The organism is Streptomyces sp. NPDC001270 (genome assembly GCF_042896695.1).
Taxonomy (GTDB): Bacteria; Actinomycetota; Actinomycetes; order Streptomycetales; family Streptomycetaceae; genus Streptomyces.
Genome location: NZ_JBIAXM010000009.1, coordinates 1 through 17,866, shown reverse-complemented (window position 1 = coordinate 17,866; position 17,866 = coordinate 1). Strand labels below are relative to the sequence as shown.

Here is a 17,866-nt window from a genome sequence, read left to right as displayed (position 1 = left end):
TTCTGTAGCCTCAAGGCATGGTGCCCGAGAGGGGCGATGCGGGTGGACGCGAAGAGTGACAGAGGGTGGCAGTGAGCGCCGTCGAACAGGTGTTTCTTGAGTGTGAGCGGGCACGGGCGGACGGTGACCTGATCCGGCGTGTCTCCGCCAGTGACAAGGAGTACCACTTCCAGAACTGGGTGCAGGCGCGTATCGAGGCCTGCGGTCTGGCGTACGACGAGCCCGGTCGGAACACGTATCCGGACTTCCGGCTCATCCATCACCCGGAGGGTTACGAGGTCAAGGGCCTGGAGTTCCCCGGCCGGGAGGCCGACTACGACTCCAACTCCCAGGTGCCGACCGGTGATCACGGCGGACGCGAGGTCTTCTACGTGTTCGGCCGGTACCCGAAGTCGGAGCGCGGGGTCGACGAGTACCCCGTCGTGGACCTTGTGGTGTGTCACGGCAGTTTCCTCAACGCGGACAGTGAGTACGTCCACAAGAACAGGTCGTTCCGTGGCTTCGGCACGTACGGCGACATTCTGGTTCGCGACCGCAAGATGTACGTGGTGCCGACGCCGTACGCACTGGCTTCCGGGACCGCGGGGCTCGCGACCCTGATCGTGCCCGCCGGCTTCGAGCCGCAGTCGGACGCCCTGGTAAAGGTGGGAGAGCTGAACCGGATCGAGGTCGACGAGGTCGTCGTGTCCTACGAGTTCAACCTCCAGACCAACGAGATGGTGGTGTACAAGGCGCCGAACCCCCTGGCGGGAATGGTCCACAGCTTCCACGCCTATCGGTCGCGTGGCGCGGGTGACTCCAAGACCGTTTCTCTCACGGGAGCCCGACTGTGGTAGCCGTGGTGCCGGCCCGCACCAGTCTGGAGTCGGCCTTTCCGGCGGCGATGCTCAGCGAGGTCGGCACGAAGGAGTCCTGGCGCAAAGAGGTCCACCGTCCGGCCACCAGCACCCACAAGTGGTGGGCGAAGCGCCTCGGCACGGTCTTCCGGGGGATTCTCGCGTCGGCGACGACACCTGAGGGAGCCGACGCGGAGAGGGCCTACGGATCATCGCTCGATCTGGCCGGTGCCGTAGTGCTCGACCCTTTCTCCGGCTCGGGCATCACCGGCGTGGAATCTCTCAAGCTCGGGGCCAGGGCCATTTGTTTCGACATCAATCCCGTGGCGACGCTGGTCCAGCGCCAAGCCGTTCAGCCGTGGGACCTGGCGGCACTGGAAAATGCCTTCGCGGCGGTCGAGTCGGCCTGCCGGTCAGAGGTCGACAGCCTGCACCGGACGGAGGATGGCAGGACCGTTCTCTATTACTTCTGGGTCGCTACCGTCGCATGTCCCGATTGCTCCGAAGTCGTGCGATTGTTTGATTCTCCGGTGTTCTCCAAGAACGCGTACCCGAAGCGGGTGCCCAAGGCGCAGCTTGTCTGCCCGGAATGTCTGGCGGTCCAGGAGAGCCGGTACGACTTCGACGTGGAGATGTGCTCCAGCGGCCACAGGATCACGCAGCGTGGTGCGGTGCGGGGTCAGTCGGCCACCTGCCCGCGCGGTCACGAATTCAAGACCCTCAGCGCTCTCGGTGGGGCGCGACCGGCGTACGAGATGTACGCCAAGATGGTGGCCAACCCTGACGGCACGAAGAGTTACGAACCCATCACGGAATGGGATCGCGAGCTGTACGAGCGGTGTGTCGAAGCGCTTGCGGATCTACCGGATTCCGCTGTGCTCCCGCACGGTGAGCTGGCTCCCGGCAACAACACCGACCAGGCCCTGAAGTGGAACTTCCGCGAGTGGCGTGACTTCTTCAACGCACGCCAATTGGTTTCCCTCTCGCTCATCGCGACGGCGATCCGCGACCTTCCCGGGCCCGCTCCCGAACGTGAAGCGCTCTGCGCCCTTTTCTCCGGAACGCTGGAGTTCAACAACCTGTTCACGTCGTTCAAGGGCGAGGGCACGGGTGCGGTGCGGCACATGTTCAGCCATCACATCCTGAAGCCGGAGAGGACTCCACTGGAGGCGCATCCCTGGGGTACGCCGCAGTCTTCGGGTGCCTTCTCCACGCTCTACAAGAGTCGGCTGCACCGCGCCCACGAGTACAAGACGCACCCCGCCGACCTCGTCGGCCGCGGTGCGGGGATCGAGCGCGTCACCGGCGTATCGAAGCCGCTGGGCGCGACTGTTGCTGATTCGTGGGAGTCCTTTGCCGCGGCTGAGGGGCAGGTCGCCTACGTCGCCACCAGGAACTCGGCAGACACGGACATCCCCGATGAATCGGTCGATCTGGTCGTCACCGATCCGCCTTATATGGACAACGTCCACTATGCCGAGCTGGCGGACTTCTTCCACGCATGGCTTCGGGGCATGCGGCCGTACTCCGATTACTCCAGTGCGGCAACGACCCGTCAAGCGGGCGAAGTTCAGCATGCCGACCCGGTGGAATTCGGGAAGGCGATCGAGGCCGTGTGGACCGAGTGCGCGAGGGTCTTGAAGCCGGGCGGACTGCTGGCTTTCACCTTCCATCAGGCCCGGATCAGCGGCTGGGTGCGGGTGGTCGACTCGCTCCGCCGTTCCGGCTGGGTCGTGATGGCCGTCCAGCCGGTGAAGGGCGAGATGACGACCAGCGTCGTCAAGGCCGGTGCTCGTGAGCCCTCCAACCTCGACAGCGTCGTGGTCTGTCGCCGGATCGCGGACGGAGCGGCGAACCCGAATCGCTCCGTGGAGGAAGCCCTGGCGACTGCCACAAAGGAGCTGACGGGCCTGCGGGACGCCGGAATCGATGTCGGGGCGGGCGACGTCAGGTCGGTTGTCCGCGGGTCGCTCCTGGCCTACTTCGCTTCCACGGGCACAGACCTCGACGAGGCGGTGGCCGTACGGGTGGACTCCCTGGCGACGGAGAGCATCGCGATGCTGCTGGGTTAGCGCATTCCGGTGGACCGGGGCCGGGGCCGAGGCCCGGAGCCGAGGCCCGGAGACAGGGGCAGAGGCCGAGGCCGGTGGTGACGGATGGCCGTGCGGCGAGCCGGGCTGTCCATGAGTATGGCCGGTCCTGCGGGGCGGACGCCGCGTGTGTCGGGACAGCCTTTGCAGGCAGGGCAGTTGGACTACTGTCGGTGATTCAGCACGATCGTGGTCCGCAGCGGTGGCTCCGCCGTGCGTCAAGCACCCGTGCCCCAGGGGTTCTTCATGTCAAAGATCATCGTGGCGTCACCTCCCATCACCGGCGAGCTGGCCCCTCTGCTCGAAGTGGCACGCGGATTCACCGGTCGCGGGCACCAGGTCACCGTGCTCACCGGCAGCCGCTTCCGTACGACCGTCGAGGGCATGGGTCTCGGCTTCGCGCCGCTGACCGGCGATGCGGACTTCGACGACCGGCTGTTGGCGGAGGTACCGGAACGTATGCGTCTGACGCCCGGCCCCGAACAGCTCAACTACGACTGGACGTACACCTTCGTCAATCCCATGCCGGACCAGCACGCGGCCTTGCAGGAACTGCTCGACCAGGACCCCGATCAGTATCTGATCTGCAATGCCCTGTTCCTGGGAGCGGTGCCGACCGCCATGGGGGTACCGGGCCGCCGGCCGCGCCGCTGGGTCGGGGTGTCCGTGGTGCCGCTGGCGCTCAGCAGCGACGACACGACGTTCTTCGGGCCCGTGCCGGTCGAACCGGGCCAGGACCAGAAAGCGGCCAACCGCGCCGCCAACGCGGGGTTCGCGCAAGCGGCGCAGCCGACGCAGGAGCGGCTCAACGAGGTCCTGCGCGCCATGGGCGCGACCGCGACGTTCCCGGCGTTCGCCGACGGAGTCATCACCGTTCCCGATGTGACCGTCGCCCTGACCGTCCCGGGATTCGAGTTCGAACGCAGCGACGCCCCGGAGTCGTTGCACCTGGTCGGGCACCTGCCCGCGCAGCGCCCCGCGGGGTGGCAGCCTCCGGCCTGGTGGTCCGAGCTGGACGGTTCACGCCCGGTCGTCGTCGTGACCCAGGGAACCCTTGCCAACCGGGACGTCTCCCAGCTCATCGAACCGGCCCTCGCTGGTCTCGCCGACCTCGACGTCACCGTGGTGGCCGCCCTGGGCCGTGAGGTCGACGCGTTGTCCGTCCCGGTGCCGGCCAACGCGCGGGTCGCCGATTTCATCCCGTTCGAGGTGCTGCTGCCGAAGGCCGACGTGTACATCACCAACGGTGGCGCCGGTGGCATCCATCAGGCGCTGGCCTCCGGAGTGCCGGTCATCGCCGCCGGAACGACCGAGGACAAGCCCGCGAACGCCGCGCGGGTCGCGTACCACGGCCTCGGGATCGACCTGCGGACGGCCACTCCCGCGCCCGAAGAGGTGGCCGCGGCCACCGAGAGGCTCCTCAAGGACACCGAAGTGCGGGACACCGTACGGCGCCTCGCGCAGGTGTATTCCGCACACGACGCGCTTGCCGAGATCGAGCGGCTCACCCTCGCCTAGCTTGTTCCTCATCCACCAAGGTCTTCCGGGCTTGCCGATGGCCGTGAGGGTCTCGGGGCGTTTGACGGTCTTGCCCCTGGCCTGGGGCTACAAGCGGTCCACTGCTGCCGCCGGCAGGGACCGGGACGGCCCCGAGCCCACGGCTGCGGTCCCGCTCGCTCTGCCGTTCCTCAGCTCAGTGACAGGTCGCCCTGATCGTTCTGGATCTTCACCTTGACCCAGGCATGGCCGCTGGTGTGGCCGTCGCCGACGCCGTCGACTTTGCACTCGAACTCCTGGCCCGCCTCGACGGGGACGGAAGCGGGGCAGCTGACATCATCGATGGTCGGGGGCTTGGCGAAGTCGGTGGAATTGACGTTGTTGAGCACGGCCCGCGCCAGCGCGTCCTGATCCAGGACGCGCTGCGGCTGCACGGCGGGACTCCCGGCCAGCAGCATGATGGTGAAAGTGAGCGCACAACAGGCGATCACGGCCAGGGAGAGCGCGATGACGGTACGGGCGAAGCTGCGTTGATCAGTCACGCGGACAGTCCTATCCGGCTGTCCGTGCTCATACAACTCTCTGTGGTGACGTGAAGTCCCTCTCGGTCCCTGCGAAGTGCTCCCGGCGGTCGATGCGTCGCCGTGGCTTCGTTCGGACGCATCAATACCCATACACCTAGGGCCTGTCAGAAGGGCCCGTCGGGTCGCTGGGTCCCGTCCGGCTCCGGGGTGCGCTGCCGGGCGGTGCCGGGTCCGTGCCCGGGGGATCGGCGGTCAGGCTTCCCAGCAGGGCGAGGGCCTGTTCCGAGGCGCTGCCAGGGGTGGCCCGGTAGACGACCAGTTGCTGGTCCGGGGTGCCGTTGACGGTCAGCGACTGGTAGTCGAGGGTCAGTTCGCCCACCAGGGGGTGCCGGAAGCGTTTGGTCGCGTGGGTCTTCTGCCGGATGTCGTGGCGGGCCCACAGCCGACGGAACTCAGCGCTTTTCAGGGACAGTTCCCCCACCGTGCGGATCAGGTGGGGGTCGTCGTGGCGGTCGGGGCCCGCGGCCGCGCGCAGGCCGCCCACGGTGTTGACCGCCACCTCGTCCCAGTCGGGGTAGAACACGCGCGCGTCCGGATCGAGGAACACCAGGCGTACCAGGTCACCGCTGTAGGTGTGGCCGGCGAACAGTGCCCGGCCCAGGGTGTTGTGGGCCAGCACGGTCATGCGGCGGCCCAGGACCACGGCCGGGGTGCGGTGCCAGTCCTCCATCATCCGCAGCAGGACCGGGCCGACCCGCTCGGGACGCGGGCGTGCGGGCGCCCGCTGCGGGACCGGACGGGCCAGCCGGTGCAAGTGGTCGGTGGCCTCCGGGTCCAGGCGCAGCGCACGGGCGAGGGCGTCGACCACCTGGGCGGAGGGGTTCCGCTCACGGCCCTGTTCCATCCGTACGTAGTAGTCGCCGCTGACACCGGCCAGCAGGGCGACCTCCTCCCGGCGCAGTCCCGCCACCCGGCGCCGGCCCGCGTTCGGCACTCCCGCGTCCTCGGGCCGCACCAGCGCACGCCGGGCACGCAGGTACGCGCCGAGCGGGTTCGTCCCCTCTGGCGTCCTGCCCGGTGTTCTGTCCGGCGTCCTGTCCATGGTTCTTCAGCCTAGGCAGGCCGGAGGCGGGAACGGGAGACCGGAAGGTGGCCGTGGAACTCCTACCACGGGCGGTGGCAGGAGAGCGGCGGCCTGGGCAGCGCAGCGCACCGGCCGCAGGGTCGAGGACATGACCTCAGAACACACCACCACACCCGCCGGGCTCCGCACCGCCGAGTCGGACGGCGTCGCCCGGCCCCTCACCGGTCGGGTCGCCGTCGTGACGGGCGCCTCCAGCGGTATCGGCGCGGCGACCGCGGGCCGGCTGGCCGCGGCCGGAGCCGCCGTCGCCCTCCTGGGCCGCCGCGCGGACCGGCTGAACGAACTGGCGGACCGGTTGCGGGCCACGGCCACCGGGACGGACCGGCCGCGGGACACGGCCACCGGGACGGTCCTGCCGCTCGCCGTCGACCTGACCGACCCCGAGGCCGTACAGGCGGCGGCCCGCACCGTCGGCTCGCGCCTCGGCCGCGTGGATCTCGTCGTCGCGGGCGCCGGAGCGATGCTCGGTGCCCCCTTCGCGGACGCCCGGACCGAGGAGTGGGACCGCATGATCGACGTGAACCTGCGGGGTCTGCTGCACACGGCACGTGTCTTCACCGACGACCTCCTCGCCGCCGCGGCCGACGGTCGGCCCGCGGACCTGGTGCACGTCGGATCCGTGGCCGGCCACAGCCTCTACCCCAACTGGTCGGTCTACTGCGCCACCAAGGCCGCCGTGGCCCACCTGACCCGCAATCTGCGCGCCGAACTGGGGCCCCGCGGCGTCCGGGTGAAGAACGTGGAACCCGGCGTCACCGTCACGGAGTTGGGATCGGACATGCAGGACGGGGACATGCGCGCGACGCTCGTGCGCATGCGGACCGACCTGCGGCCCCTGGGCGCCGAGGACATCGCCGAAGCCATCGCCTTCGCCGTCTCCGCGCCGCCGCACGTCAACATCGCCGAGTTGATCGTCGTCCCCGTGCAGCAGGGCTGACCCCGGGCCCGGGGCACCCGTGCCCCGGGCCCAGCACACGAGCTGCCAGGGCTCTTGTCGGGCCCGGCCTCCACTCTTCGGGCGCATCGTCAACGCAGCTGTCCAGGACGCCTGTTGCAAGGAGCATCGCCCGTGCGCGTCCTGCCGAACACCGACGAGGACTGTCCGCCCCTCCTGCTCGTCCGCACCGACTTCCGGGACGAGGCGGCCTGGTTGCGGCTGCGGGCCGCTCGACCAGCCCTGGGTCTTCGACGCGAACGAAGCCAACGACGCGAACGACGGGGGACGGTGACAGCCTCACGGAGGAGATCCTGTCCGTGGACGACCCGGAGTGGGCGGAGGCGACCTTCGCCGACGTCCTCGCCGCCCTCACCGCGCCCGAGGACGGCGGGGAACCGTCCGAGTGCGGCTGGGACGTGGTCTTCCTCGCCGACGCCGCGAGCATGACGGGGCCGGAACCGACGCTGCTCGCGGTGAGCACCGACCCGGAGGAGCCGACCGAGCCGTACCGCGTACCGGCCCTGGGGACCCCGCACGCCCTGCACGGCAACCTGGCCCTCGCCACCATGGACTTCGAGGAGTTCGCCGGCGAACCGCCCCACTGACGGGAAGCCGCCCCGCAAGGGGAGGTTACGACGGCGCGGGGCGCGGCGACACGGACGACGGCACGGGCCACGAGGCCGGTCGTCGCCCGGAGTATCGCATCGCCGTTCGAGGTGTCACACGTCCCGCTGAAATGCCGACGACACAGCGACCACCGCTCGCGCACGGCTCCCCCTTGATCGAGCAAGCTGGTGTCTTCTGCGAAGGAGACGCCACTGTGCGAATTTCTGATATCCAGCGCTGCGAGGTCCGGCCCGGACGGCTCGTCGAGTGGACGTTCAGCCCGGCGACCATCGCGGCCGCGGCGGCACTGCCGCCGGATCCGCGGCCGCCGGCGTACATCCAGGAGTCGCACATCAGAACGGCCCGGTCGGTGCGGGAGGACGGGTTGTTCGTACCGACCTGGCTCGGCACGGCGTTCGACCTGCCGGGCCAGGTCGATCTCGACGTGCTGGAACAGGCGTTGCGCGTCTGGACGTTGCGTCACGAGACGCTGCGCAGCGGCTTCAGGTGGGCCGGCGAGGACATGCACCGGTTCACGCTCGACGAGGACGACGTGGCGTTGGACCGGGCGGTGGTCGGCGACTTCGGTGACACGCATGCGCTGATCCGGTACTTGCAGGACCGATTCGACATCGCGGCGGACGCGCTCGGCTGGCCGAACCTCATCTACGCGGCGGTCGTACGCGAGGACTCCACCAGCGTGTACATGGCCTTCGACCACACCAATGTGGACGCCTATTCCCTCCAGCGCATCCCGGACGAGGTCCACGAGCTGTACCGGGCGGGCGTCACCGGGCGGCCGGCCGGCGGCGTGCCCGCCGGGAGTTACGTCGACTTCTGCGAGCAGGAGCGGGTGAACGCGGACGGGATCGACGACACACACGCGATCGTCGCCCGCTGGCGCGAGTTCATCGGCCGGTGCGACGGGAGGCTGCCGGAGTTCCCCGTCGACCTCGGTCTGCGGCCCGGTGAGGTCCTGCCCGCTCAGAAGCTGATGTGCGAGCCGCTCGTCGACGCGGACGCCGCCGCCGTGTTCGAGGCGCACTGCCGGCCCTACGGCGGCAGCCTGGTGGGCGTCCTGGCGGCGACCAGTCTGATCGTCCACGAACTCGGCGGGCAGCCGGTCTACCGCACGGTCGTGCCGTTCCACACCCGGCTGAGGTCCGCGTGGTCGGACTCCGTGGGCTGGTACGTCGGCGGCGCACCGATCGAGGTGCCCGCGGCACGGGACTTCGACGGCGCGCTCGCCACGGTCCGCGCCGAGCTGCGGGCCAACCGGGCGCTGGCGCGCATTCCGCTGGCCCGCGTACTGCGCCTGCTCGGCACGGACTTCCGGCCGACCTCGCCCGACATGTACTCGATCATCTCGTACGTGGACGCCCGCCTCACCCCCGGCTCGGCCGACTGGCCCGAGAAGAAGGCGTACGGGCTGCTGCGGGTGTCGTACGGCGATCAGTTGTGCGCGTGGGTCAACCGGCTGCACGAGGGGCTGTGGTTCGCCTGCCGCTATCCGGACACGGACATCGCGTACCGGAACGTGCGGCGGTATGTCGAGCGACTGCGGGACGTGATCACCTCGGTGCCCGCGCGCGAGGACCTGCGGATCGCGGCGTCGGCGCCCGCTTGACGCAACTGGCGTCCGCAACCGGCGGGTTGGCATCGGCAGGTGCCGCACCTGACGCGGACTCACGTGAGGCGCGCCCCTGTGCCGCGGGTCAACCCCGTCGCCGAATGGGCAGTCAGAGGTAACCCGTTGATTCTGGTGGGTTATGTCCCTCTCAGGGCGGATGTCCCGTGTGGAATGCTATGTGCCGCTACTGCTAGTGTTTTGGCAGTCACGCTAGGCAACCAGTTTTGATGGATGAGCAAAGAACCGAGGGTTCCATGCGCAAGCTTCAGCAGGTCGTGATCGCAGCGGTGGCGGCCGGTGGCCTCTCCGCGGTCGGCGTCGGCACGGCCACCGCCACCACCTCCGACGACGGGCCGCGGGTGTCCGACCTCTACCGCCCGTACCAGGAATGCAGCCCGCAGACGGTGTCCGAGAACGACATCCCGGTCGGTGTGCTCGGGGTCGCCGGCACCCTGGACAACGCCTGCGGCCAGTACAACAGCAGTGCCTTCAACGGCTGAGACCTGCTGCGTCATCGTCAGCGACGCTCGGCGCGGGACCCTTCGCAGCGAGTCTCGACGGGTCCCGTACCCCCCGGCCGGTTGCCTGAGCGTCGAAGACGGAGCCCGGCGGGGCCGGTTCTCGGGCGTCCCTGAAAAGGAAAACGCATCACATGTTCAGCGGGAAGAAGATCGCGGCTGTCTCCGGACTCCTCGGCGGCCTCGCCGTGGCCTGCACCGGCATCGCCCAGGCACAGGCCGGCGCGGGGCCGGGGACCTGCACGCGCGACCTCCAGGGCAATGTCACCTGTTCCCAGCGGATCCAAGGCTGGATCTCCGAGGGCGGCGCCGCCCCCCATCAGGAGACCTGTCAGCCGGTCCGCCGTCTGGCGCTGCCCGCCGCCCTGGCGGGCGGGCCGACACGGTTCGGGCCCGAGGTGACCTGTTCCCCCACGGCATCGGGTGCGCCGGAGGAAACCGGTGGCGGGCAGGGGTGGCCCGGTCTGTCGGACTGAGCTCCTTGCGCCCCCGCGCGGCAGCCTGCCGGCCGGCGGCTCCTTGTGTCGATACGGCAGAAGGGGGCGACGCGCCACGTGGGACGCGGCAGATCCTGAGTAACTACGGAATGTGTGGTTATGATCACGTTGAGTAGTCAAGTCGGGCGTTGACGCCTGAACACGAAAGGGTCGAACCATGCGTAAATTTCAGCGCGCCGCAGTCGTAGCGGTGGCCGTGGCGGGGCTGTCCGTCCTGGGCGCCGGGATCAGCTCCGCCGGCGGTTTCGACGACGAAGCGCCGCAGGGCGTCACCGCGGTCGCCAACTCGTCGGCCAACGCTGTTGCCGTCGGCGGCGATTTCGGCACTCCGCCGCACGGCTTCGCGCCGGAGGAGCACAAGGGTGGTCCCGAGCAGGGCTACGGCCCGCAGCAGGGTGAGCAGGGCGAGTAAAGACGTCCCGAGGGCTCATCGGTGAAGGCAGCCCGGACGCGCGACGGTTCATCAGGTCGCGCGTCCGGGTTGCGGCCATCCCGCCGTCGGACGCGGCTGACGACGCGTCCAGGCACAGAATTCTCAGTCTGACCTTCTCGGGCCCGGGCGCATGCCGATCAATGGCACAGGCGCCCGGGCCTCTGTCGTAAAGGAATACAGCACATGTTCACTCCGCGGAAGATCGCCACCGTCACGGGGCTCGTCGGAAGTCTCGCCGCATTCTGTGTCGGCGCCGGACACGCGTACGCGTACGGGCCCTCGGGTCACTGCAAGAGCACCGAGCAGGGTGACACCGTCTGCGTGCACAAGAGCGAGACCCGCATCGACGAGGACGACACGCACGTCGTCAAGCAGGAACAGAACTGCTCGGCGGCCGACCATCCGCGCGTGTTTCCGGAGGACCAGCTGACGGGCGGCGGATCCGCCCGTGTCGGACGGGACGTGGACTGCTCCAACACGGCGAAGCTGCCCAAGGGATTCAAGAAGCCGCACGTCGAGTTCTGAGAGCTCTTGGTGAATGCCTCACCGGATTTCCCGGCCGGGTCTTCGGTTTTCGGGAATACGGGCCGGTGGCGAAATGGTGATCCCCGGTTTTCCGATCAGCGGTCGGAAAACCGGGGATCACCATTTCGTCCTGCCGGCGGCCGACCCGAACGAATACTTCTCGATCTCCCGGGTCCTGTCGGAGCACACAAAAGGTCCCGGCACCGGGCCTGGGGGCCGGTGCCGGGACCGTTCACCGGCCGGCGTCTGTGCGTCGGCCGTCGCCTCAGAGCGCGCTGTTGTTGCAGCCCATCGTGGAACCCATGTCGGTGGCCTCGGCGCCCGGGTTGCCCTCGCCGTTCAGGGCGTTGCCCAGCGCGCCGTTGAGCAGGCCGACGTTGCCGAGAAGGTCGAGGTTCAGGTCGTGCGACTTGCAGTGGGAGCTCTGCTGGATGTTGAACTTGTCGCCGCCCTCGTCGCCGCCCCTGCCGTGGTCGGCGTGGGCCGTGCCGCCCACGAGCCCGATGCTGCCGAGCGCGGCGACCAGGACGGCAACGTTGCGAAGCTTGCGCATGTCATCTCCGGTGGAGTGAGTGGGTGTGATCTGTGACAGATCGACTTTTTACAGTTACTGGAGATTAGTGTGAAATGGCATAAAAGGGGCGGCGACGCGCCGCTTTTGCGATCGCGTAACAGAAGCACCCGAAAGCCGTAGCGAAGGCCGACGGGCCCGTCGGCCGGGATGCTCGCCGGGCCCGTGCCGTCCGTCGCCCCCGTGGTCAGCGCTGTTGCGCGCTGGCGAGGGAGTTCGACTGGCTGTTGGCCTGGCTGCACTCGACGCCCCGGGTCTGGGCGGCGGCGAGCAGTGCGACCGGGACGTTCGCGTCGAGCAGGGACTGCGGGCTGCACTCCTGGTGCGGACGGTACGAGCTGCTCTGGGTCACTGGGGCACCCGCCGACGGCTGTGGGGCCTGCGGTGTGATCTGGGGGTTGATCTGCGGGTTCAGTTGGGGGTTGACCTGCGGGGAGACCTCGGTGCCCCGTTGCGGGGCCGGCTGCTGGGCCGGCGCGCCGTAGGTCTGCGCGGTCGCCTGGGCCGAGGAGGCCGAGGCGGCCTGGGCGGCCTGGGCGTCCGGCTGTGAAACGGGGGTCGGCACGGCCCCGTTGTAGGCGGCGGGGGCAGCGGAGCTCGGGCCGGCGCCGACGGCGGACAGACCGCCGGCTGCCGCGACGACGAGCGCGACTTGGTGAAGCTTGCGCATGGAATCCTCGGCCCTTCATTGACCTGTAGACGTCATTGACCTGGAGACGGAACCTGGGTGAAATGGCTGACGGGGCAGCGCAGTTATCGCATTTCTTGCTGCTCTGTGCGGCTGCGCCGGTCCGTCGTTCTTGTCCGTGGGGAACGAAGTGCGCGCGGACGCAGATACGGGTGCCGGATCGTGGTCACCCATTTGCCGCAAGGACGTACGGGCCGCAATGTCCGGCCAGTGGGCGGCAAATGGGTGACGGGTTTTCAGGTGCCGTGACCATGGCCGGGGAATCGTCGTTCCGACGGGGAGAGGGCAGCGACCGCAGGACCTGAAGAGGGATGAGGGAATTCGCTGCCAACTCCGACGCGACGTCCGTGTGCAACTCAGGAGTACCACTGCTGACGGTGCGGTGCGAATATCGCACCGACCGCACGCGCGACCGCACCGAATGCAATGGATTTCCCTTTTCGGGTATCGAAGGGCCGAGGGTTTCATGCGCAAGCTTCACAGGGTCGCGCTCGTCGTGGCGGCGGCCAGTGGTCTGTCCATCGGGGGTGGCATCAGCCATGCCGCCGACTTGTCCGTACCAGGTGGCGGTGCCACTCCGGCGCCGGCTCCCGAGTACCCGGCTCCCCAGGCCGCAGCCCCGGCGCCGGCCCCGCAGCCGGTCGCGCAGGCCGCTCCGGCACCTGTCCCGCAGCCGGTGGCGCAGGCCGCTCCGGCGCCGGCCCCGCAGGCCGCTCCGGCGCCGGCCCCGCAGCCGGTCGCGCAGGCCGCTCCGGCGCCGGCCCCGCAGCCGGTCGCGCAGGCCGCTCCGGCACCTGCCCCGCAGCCGGTCGCGCAGGCCGCTCCGGCACCTGCCCCGCAGGCGCCACAGCCGACCGGTTACGCCTCCGCCTCGGCCTCCTCGCAGGGCTCGGCACAGTCGTATGCGTCGCCGTACCCGCAGCAGGCCGCCCCGACGTACCCGCAGCAGGCCGCCCCCGCGCCGCCGGCCCAGGTGGTGCCGCAGGTCATGCCGCAGGTCATGCCCCAGGTCGGCCCGCAGGTGGCCATGCCCCAGGCATTCGGCCCGGAGTCCCCGCTGCATGTCGCACCGCAGGTGAACCCGCAGATCAACCCGCAGCTGAATCCGCAGGTGAACCCGCTGGTGGGGCCGCCGAGCGTACCGGGGCTGGCACCGGTCGGCCTGGGTCAGGTCGCGGCGCCTCCCGTCGGCCAGCTCGGGCTTCCCCGGCTCGGTTGACGGCCCGCCCGCACTCGTCCCGCAATCCCGATCCGATCCGATCCGACCCGATCCGATCCGACCCGATCCGACGCGGACCCCGTCCGCTCGACCAACGGAGAACCCATGCGCAGGTTTCACAAGGCAGTCCTCGTCGGCGCCATCCTCGGCAGCGTCGGCACCCTCGGTGGCGGTACCGCCCTCGCCCACGGCGAGCGGGGCCACGACGAGTTCGACATCACGCAGGGCGTCGAGTGCCGTTCGCACGACATGAACATCGAAGTGCTCGGCAGCGTCAGCGGCCTCACCGGCCTGGCCGGCAACCTGCTGAACGGCGAAGGGTCCCCGGGCGCGCAGCAGAGCCACCTGGGTTCGGACATGGGCTGCGACAACCGGGCGTTCTGACCGGCGGCGCCGCCCCTCGGCCGCCGAACCCCCCTGCGCCTCCGGGCCGCGCACCCTGGCCGGTCCCGTCCACCCTCGTTCCCTTCCGGCTCGGGGGCGGCTCGGAGGTACGCACGTCGGAGAGCCCGGGTGCCCCTGGCGCCGGCGTCCGATCCGGTCGCCTCCCCGACGCGCGGAACTGCGGTTCTGCCGGGGCCTGCCGGACCGGACCTCCTCGGCTGGTCCCCGGTCGACGGGCCCCGTTCGACCGGGGCCCGTTCTACCGGCGGACGGAGTCCAGCAGAGCCAGAGCCCCCTGGACGGCCCGGTCGTACGGCTCGGTGGAGGCCGCCGCCCGCGCGAGCGTGTGACCGCCCTGGACGACGGCCGACAAGGCGCTCGCCGTGCGTGCCGCGTCCAGGTCCGCGTCGAACTCCCCTTGGGCCTTGCCGTCCTCGATCACGGACACCAGGCAGGCGTGCAGGACCGCGAACGTCTCGCGCGCGGGCTCCCGGAGCCGTTCGTCCGCCGCGATCTCGGGATCGGCCACCAGGCGCCCGACGGGACAGCCGCGCAGCGCGTCGCGCTCCCGCAGCAGATAGGCCGAGATCCGCTCATGGGCCGAGCCCGGGCCGCCGAGGCACGCCCGGATGTCCCGCTGCATCGCCTCGGCGGTGCGCCGTTCGGCCGCGAGGACCAGCTCGGGCTTGCCCCGGAAGTGGTGGTACATGCTGCCCTGGCCGACGCCGGAGGCCCGCCAGATCGCCGTCGGGCTGGTGCCGAGGTAGCCCCGGTCCCACAGCAGTTCCCGGGTTCCCTCGATCAGACGCTCGCGGGCGTCACCGTGCGATTCCGTCACCCCATGACCGTACGTACAAGTATGTATGTACGGCAATCGGCGTGACCCCGTCCGCTCGGAGGGGGGGCGGGCCGAAGGGACCCCGCGGGGCGTCGGTCGCTGGGGCGGCCGGACCCGGGCCGAGCCACATGGTTGTCCGCGTCGTTTCACCGGCTCCCGTCGCCGCACGGGGTGGCCTTCTCCGTCCGAGGTTCCTTGTCGGACACGAGCGTGTCCTGGAACGGGTCTGCTCCCCAACTCTGCGCGGCCTTCAGGGATTTCTCCGCCAGCGGGGAGCGCCCCGGGGACAGCCTGTCAGAGAGCGAACCCAGCCCCGTCCTCGACTGTCGACGAAGGAGAGGCTGTCGACGTAGTAGCGGACGGTGTTCAGGCGCTGCATCTCGGGACCGTCCGACGGCAGGCGCGGGAAGGCCAGCAGGTGCTCCTCCGAGTAGGTGACGACGGTGCACGGGGCGAGCACGTTCTCGGCCAGGTAGCGCTTGCCGGATCCGTTCCACGAGACGGCCAGGGCGACCGCGGAGACCGCGTCCGGCGACCTGTTCACGATGTGGATCGTGCGCGGGCGGCCGAACGGAGGCTCCTCGGTCCAGAACGTGACCTGGGACGCCTGGTCCCGCTCCGCGTCCTTGTCGTTCTCGCGGGACTGCTTCAGCTGGTCCCTGGAGACGGCGGCGTCGTAATAGGTTGCCACTGCCTGGGCGAAGAGGCCGCCGATGGCGGAGACGACTCCGATCACCGTCGCGATCTGCGCCCAACTGCGCCCGCGCAGGATCCGCCACACTCTGCTCGGCCACGGCACCCGCGCCTCCTCGTCGGGCTCCGGCGCCGGCGCCGGCTGAGGTTCGGCGACCCGTGCCCGGACGTGGGCCGGGGCCGTCCGCCGCCGGGCCAGGCGGATCCGGGCACTCCGCTGCGGTTCGTCGGTCACCCGTCCCCCTCTGATCGTCCGCGACGGACACGGTGGCACAGTCCGACCGAATTCGTGGCCCGTTCAAAGATCTGGCCGCACGCCCGTGCGGCTCCGCCGGGGCGAGCGCCGTGAGTCCGGTCGTACCCCGGGATCGGGACGTGCGGCCCAAGCGGCGGCCGTGTCCGGCCGAACACCATGGAGCAACCGGGCATCATGGAGAAATAGGGCGAAAATGGGTTGAAATGGGCAATCGGACATCGTGAAGGAAGAGGCCCAGAAGGATCGGACAGGAAGGAGGCCGGCGTCATGGTCGGCGCATCATGGACGACGCCGGGGGTCTTCACCGGCCGCGGTGGCGTGCGTACCGACGAGGCGGGGATCGTCACGGGCGATCTGACCGTTCACACCACCTGGCACGGCAGAGCGGCCGATGTGACGGTCCAGTACACGGGCACGTCGACGTGGCTGACCATGACCGGCAGCCCGGTCCCCTGCCGTTCCGAGCGGCACAGCCGCGACCTGCACCAGGCGGCGGTGGCGGCCGTCCGGCTGGGCGGCGGTGCCACCGTCACGGAACTGGGTGCCGCTGCCTCTCCCTAGTGCCCCGACAGGCAACGGGTCAGCCGAAGAACACCCCGAACTCGTCGTACAGCGACGGATCGACCGTCTTGATCCGGCCCGTGACGTCGGCGAGGGGCACGCGGACGATCCGGGTGCCGTCCAGCGCCACCATGACGCCGAAGTCACCGTCCTTGACCGCGTCCACGGCGTGCAGCCCGAACCGCGTGGCCAGCCAGCGGTCGAAGGCGCTCGGGGTGCCGCCGCGCTGGACGTGTCCGAGGACGGTGGTGCGGGCGTCCGTGCCCGTGCGCCGCGAGATCTCCCGGGCCAGCCACTCGCCCACCCCGGACAGCCGGACGTGGCCGAACTCGTCCACCGAGTCGTCCTTGAGGATCATCTTCCCGTCCTTGGGGACCGCGCCCTCGGCCACCACGACGACCGGCGCGTAGTTGATCCGGAAGCGGCTGTTCACCCACCCGCAGACCTCGTCGATGTCGAACGGCCGCTCCGGTACGAGGATCACGTTGGCGCCGCCCGCGACGCCCGAGTACAGGGCGATCCAGCCGGAGTGCCGCCCCATCACCTCCATCACGAGGGTGCGCATGTGGGACTCGGCGGTGGTGTGCAGACGGTCGACGGCCTCGGTCGCTATGCCGACGGCGGTGTCGAAGCCGAAGGTGTAGTCCGTGCCCCACACGTCGTTGTCGATGGTCTTCGGCACGCCGACCAGGCCGATCCCCAGGCCGCTGAGCCCGGCGGCCGCGTTGAGGGTGTCCTCGCCGCCGATCACGACGAGCGCGTCCACGTCGTGCGCGGCGAGGGTGTCCTGCACCCGTCGAACCCCGTCCTCGTGCTGGAACGGGTTGGTCCGGGAGGAACCGAGGATGGTTCCGCCCCGCGGGAGGATCCCCCGCACGCTGGAGACGTCCAGCGGGACGACGCGGTTCTGGAGCGCTCCGCGCCAGCCGTCGCGCAGTCCGACGAACTCGAAGGCGTACTGCTCGATGCCCTTGCGGACGACGCTGCGGATCACCGCGTTCAGGCCGGGACAGTCTCCGCCACCGGTCAGTATGCCGACCTTCATGGCTTTCTCCCTTGCGTCAGTCACCCGTCCGATCAGCCACTCGTCAGACCGGTCACCTGTCTGATCAGCCGCCCGTCAGGCCGGTCACCCGTCCGATCAGCCACTCGTCCGATCAGTCATCCATCCGGCTGGGCGGCCTCCTCTCCGCCTCTCCCTCCGGGCTTCCCTCTCCCTCTTCCAGCCTCCGTCCAGCTGCCCGGCCGTGCCCACTTCGCACTGCGGGGCGGGGGGGGGGGGGGCCCCGGCCGCGGCCCCCCCCCCCCCCCCCCCCCCCCCCCCCCCCCCCCCCCCCCCGGCCCCCCCCCCCCCGGGCCCCCCCCGCCCCCGCCGCCCCCCCCCCCCCGCCGCGCCAGCACGCCCATCTGCCCGAGGGC

At 70.1% G+C, this 17,866-nt stretch carries 20 protein-coding genes; 13 read left to right on the top strand and 7 right to left on the bottom strand.

Annotated features, from left to right (window positions below; genetic code table 11):
* The first annotated feature begins 71 nt into the window (after positions 1-71).
* The 3 genes from ACFY2B_RS16720 to ACFY2B_RS16710 all read left to right on the top strand — a co-directional run bounded on the left by ACFY2B_RS16720 (position 72) and on the right by ACFY2B_RS16710 (position 4,444).
* Entirely contained in the window at positions 72-836 is a 765-nt protein-coding gene (locus ACFY2B_RS16720; RefSeq protein ID WP_390763851.1) for a hypothetical protein, read from the top strand.
* A gap of 2 nt (positions 837-838) precedes the next feature.
* Positions 839-2,908: a DNA methyltransferase gene (locus tag ACFY2B_RS16715; protein WP_390763850.1), complete on the top strand. Its 2,070-nt coding sequence runs from the start codon at positions 839-841 to the stop codon at positions 2,906-2,908.
* 264 nt (positions 2,909-3,172) lie between these two features.
* Positions 3,173-4,444 carry a nucleotide disphospho-sugar-binding domain-containing protein gene (locus ACFY2B_RS16710; protein WP_390763849.1) on the top strand — a complete coding sequence of 424 codons (1,272 nt, stop codon included), beginning with the start codon at positions 3,173-3,175 and terminating at the stop codon, positions 4,442-4,444.
* A gap of 170 nt (positions 4,445-4,614) precedes the next feature.
* On the opposite strand, the gene ACFY2B_RS16705 is transcribed toward ACFY2B_RS16710, so the two are convergent.
* On the bottom strand, positions 4,615-4,965 hold the full coding sequence (locus ACFY2B_RS16705) for a DUF4333 domain-containing protein (protein WP_390763848.1): 351 nt from the start codon (positions 4,963-4,965) through the stop codon (positions 4,615-4,617).
* A gap of 136 nt (positions 4,966-5,101) precedes the next feature.
* Complete coding sequence (locus ACFY2B_RS16700) at positions 5,102-6,049, bottom strand: helix-turn-helix domain-containing protein (RefSeq protein WP_390763847.1); 948 nt, start codon at positions 6,047-6,049, stop codon at positions 5,102-5,104.
* 130 nt (positions 6,050-6,179) lie between these two features.
* Here ACFY2B_RS16700 and ACFY2B_RS16695 point away from each other — a divergent pair, with 130 nt between their 5' ends.
* The 7 genes from ACFY2B_RS16695 (at position 6,180) to ACFY2B_RS16665 (ending at position 11,237) form a co-directional block, all read left to right on the top strand.
* Entirely contained in the window at positions 6,180-7,028 is an 849-nt protein-coding gene (locus ACFY2B_RS16695) for an SDR family oxidoreductase (protein ID WP_390763846.1), read from the top strand.
* A complete protein-coding gene (locus ACFY2B_RS16690) occupies positions 7,025-7,633 on the top strand; it encodes a DUF6924 domain-containing protein (protein WP_390764076.1) in 609 nt (202 codons plus the stop codon). The genes ACFY2B_RS16695 and ACFY2B_RS16690 overlap by 4 nt, the downstream gene beginning before the upstream one ends.
* A 215-nt stretch (positions 7,634-7,848) precedes the next feature.
* The gene (locus tag ACFY2B_RS16685; protein WP_390763845.1) at positions 7,849-9,261 is read left to right on the top strand and encodes a condensation domain-containing protein; all 1,413 of its coding nucleotides are present in this window, start codon (positions 7,849-7,851) and stop codon (positions 9,259-9,261) included.
* Positions 9,262-9,518: 257 nt separating this feature from the next.
* On the top strand, positions 9,519-9,764 hold the full coding sequence (locus ACFY2B_RS16680) for a hypothetical protein (protein WP_390763844.1): 246 nt from the start codon (positions 9,519-9,521) through the stop codon (positions 9,762-9,764).
* A gap of 152 nt (positions 9,765-9,916) precedes the next feature.
* Positions 9,917-10,258 (top strand): hypothetical protein, encoded by a 342-nt coding sequence (locus ACFY2B_RS16675; RefSeq protein WP_390763843.1) that lies wholly within the window; start codon positions 9,917-9,919, stop codon positions 10,256-10,258.
* Positions 10,259-10,436: 178 nt separating this feature from the next.
* Positions 10,437-10,691, top strand: coding sequence for a hypothetical protein (locus ACFY2B_RS16670; protein ID WP_390763842.1), 255 nt, complete (start codon positions 10,437-10,439; stop codon positions 10,689-10,691).
* A 204-nt stretch (positions 10,692-10,895) separates the two neighbouring features.
* On the top strand, positions 10,896-11,237 hold the full coding sequence (locus ACFY2B_RS16665; RefSeq protein WP_390763841.1) for a hypothetical protein: 342 nt from the start codon (positions 10,896-10,898) through the stop codon (positions 11,235-11,237).
* Positions 11,238-11,502: 265 nt separating this feature from the next.
* On the opposite strand, the gene ACFY2B_RS16660 is transcribed toward ACFY2B_RS16665, so the two are convergent.
* Together ACFY2B_RS16660 and ACFY2B_RS16655 are read right to left on the bottom strand one after the other, a co-directional pair.
* On the bottom strand, positions 11,503-11,790 hold the full coding sequence (locus ACFY2B_RS16660) for a hypothetical protein (protein ID WP_390763840.1): 288 nt from the start codon (positions 11,788-11,790) through the stop codon (positions 11,503-11,505).
* Positions 11,791-11,995: 205 nt separating this feature from the next.
* Positions 11,996-12,478 (bottom strand): hypothetical protein, encoded by a 483-nt coding sequence (locus ACFY2B_RS16655; RefSeq protein ID WP_390763839.1) that lies wholly within the window; start codon positions 12,476-12,478, stop codon positions 11,996-11,998.
* Between the two features lie 484 nt (positions 12,479-12,962).
* Between ACFY2B_RS16655 and ACFY2B_RS16650 the strand changes: the two genes are divergently transcribed.
* Together ACFY2B_RS16650 and ACFY2B_RS16645 are read left to right on the top strand one after the other, a co-directional pair.
* Positions 12,963-13,715 carry a hypothetical protein gene (locus tag ACFY2B_RS16650; protein WP_390763838.1) on the top strand — a complete coding sequence of 251 codons (753 nt, stop codon included), beginning with the start codon at positions 12,963-12,965 and terminating at the stop codon, positions 13,713-13,715.
* Positions 13,716-13,820: 105 nt separating this feature from the next.
* A complete protein-coding gene (locus tag ACFY2B_RS16645; RefSeq protein WP_390763837.1) occupies positions 13,821-14,099 on the top strand; it encodes a hypothetical protein in 279 nt (92 codons plus the stop codon).
* A gap of 259 nt (positions 14,100-14,358) precedes the next feature.
* On the opposite strand, the gene ACFY2B_RS16640 is transcribed toward ACFY2B_RS16645, so the two are convergent.
* Together ACFY2B_RS16640 and ACFY2B_RS16635 are read right to left on the bottom strand one after the other, a co-directional pair.
* Entirely contained in the window at positions 14,359-14,937 is a 579-nt protein-coding gene (locus tag ACFY2B_RS16640; RefSeq protein ID WP_390763836.1) for a TetR/AcrR family transcriptional regulator, read from the bottom strand.
* A 250-nt stretch (positions 14,938-15,187) separates the two neighbouring features.
* Positions 15,188-15,865, bottom strand: coding sequence for a hypothetical protein (locus tag ACFY2B_RS16635; RefSeq protein ID WP_390763835.1), 678 nt, complete (start codon positions 15,863-15,865; stop codon positions 15,188-15,190).
* Positions 15,866-16,153: 288 nt separating this feature from the next.
* Here ACFY2B_RS16635 and ACFY2B_RS16630 point away from each other — a divergent pair, with 288 nt between their 5' ends.
* Positions 16,154-16,447: a hypothetical protein gene (locus ACFY2B_RS16630; protein ID WP_390763834.1), complete on the top strand. Its 294-nt coding sequence runs from the start codon at positions 16,154-16,156 to the stop codon at positions 16,445-16,447.
* A gap of 19 nt (positions 16,448-16,466) precedes the next feature.
* Here the strand turns inward: ACFY2B_RS16630 and ACFY2B_RS16625 are convergent, their stop codons facing one another.
* Positions 16,467-17,492, bottom strand: a complete 1,026-nt coding sequence (locus ACFY2B_RS16625) for a 6-phosphofructokinase (RefSeq protein ID WP_390763833.1) — start codon at positions 17,490-17,492, stop codon at positions 16,467-16,469.
* Positions 17,493-17,866 lie beyond the last annotated feature (374 nt).

Coding starts and splice junctions, on each gene's coding strand:
- ACFY2B_RS16710 (WP_390763849.1), top strand. CDS start 3,173: ATGTCAAAGATCATCGTGGCGTCACCTCCCATCACCGGCGAGCTGGCC.
- ACFY2B_RS16700 (WP_390763847.1), bottom strand. CDS start 6,049: ATGGACAGGACGCCGGACAGAACACCGGGCAGGACGCCAGAGGGGACG.
- ACFY2B_RS16695 (WP_390763846.1), top strand. CDS start 6,180: ATGACCTCAGAACACACCACCACACCCGCCGGGCTCCGCACCGCCGAG.
- ACFY2B_RS16680 (WP_390763844.1), top strand. CDS start 9,519: ATGCGCAAGCTTCAGCAGGTCGTGATCGCAGCGGTGGCGGCCGGTGGC.
- ACFY2B_RS16675 (WP_390763843.1), top strand. CDS start 9,917: ATGTTCAGCGGGAAGAAGATCGCGGCTGTCTCCGGACTCCTCGGCGGC.
- ACFY2B_RS16670 (WP_390763842.1), top strand. CDS start 10,437: ATGCGTAAATTTCAGCGCGCCGCAGTCGTAGCGGTGGCCGTGGCGGGG.
- ACFY2B_RS16665 (WP_390763841.1), top strand. CDS start 10,896: ATGTTCACTCCGCGGAAGATCGCCACCGTCACGGGGCTCGTCGGAAGT.
- ACFY2B_RS16660 (WP_390763840.1), bottom strand. CDS start 11,790: ATGCGCAAGCTTCGCAACGTTGCCGTCCTGGTCGCCGCGCTCGGCAGC.
- ACFY2B_RS16655 (WP_390763839.1), bottom strand. CDS start 12,478: ATGCGCAAGCTTCACCAAGTCGCGCTCGTCGTCGCGGCAGCCGGCGGT.
- ACFY2B_RS16650 (WP_390763838.1), top strand. CDS start 12,963: ATGCGCAAGCTTCACAGGGTCGCGCTCGTCGTGGCGGCGGCCAGTGGT.
- ACFY2B_RS16645 (WP_390763837.1), top strand. CDS start 13,821: ATGCGCAGGTTTCACAAGGCAGTCCTCGTCGGCGCCATCCTCGGCAGC.
- ACFY2B_RS16630 (WP_390763834.1), top strand. CDS start 16,154: ATGGTCGGCGCATCATGGACGACGCCGGGGGTCTTCACCGGCCGCGGT.
- ACFY2B_RS16625 (WP_390763833.1), bottom strand. CDS start 17,492: ATGAAGGTCGGCATACTGACCGGTGGCGGAGACTGTCCCGGCCTGAAC.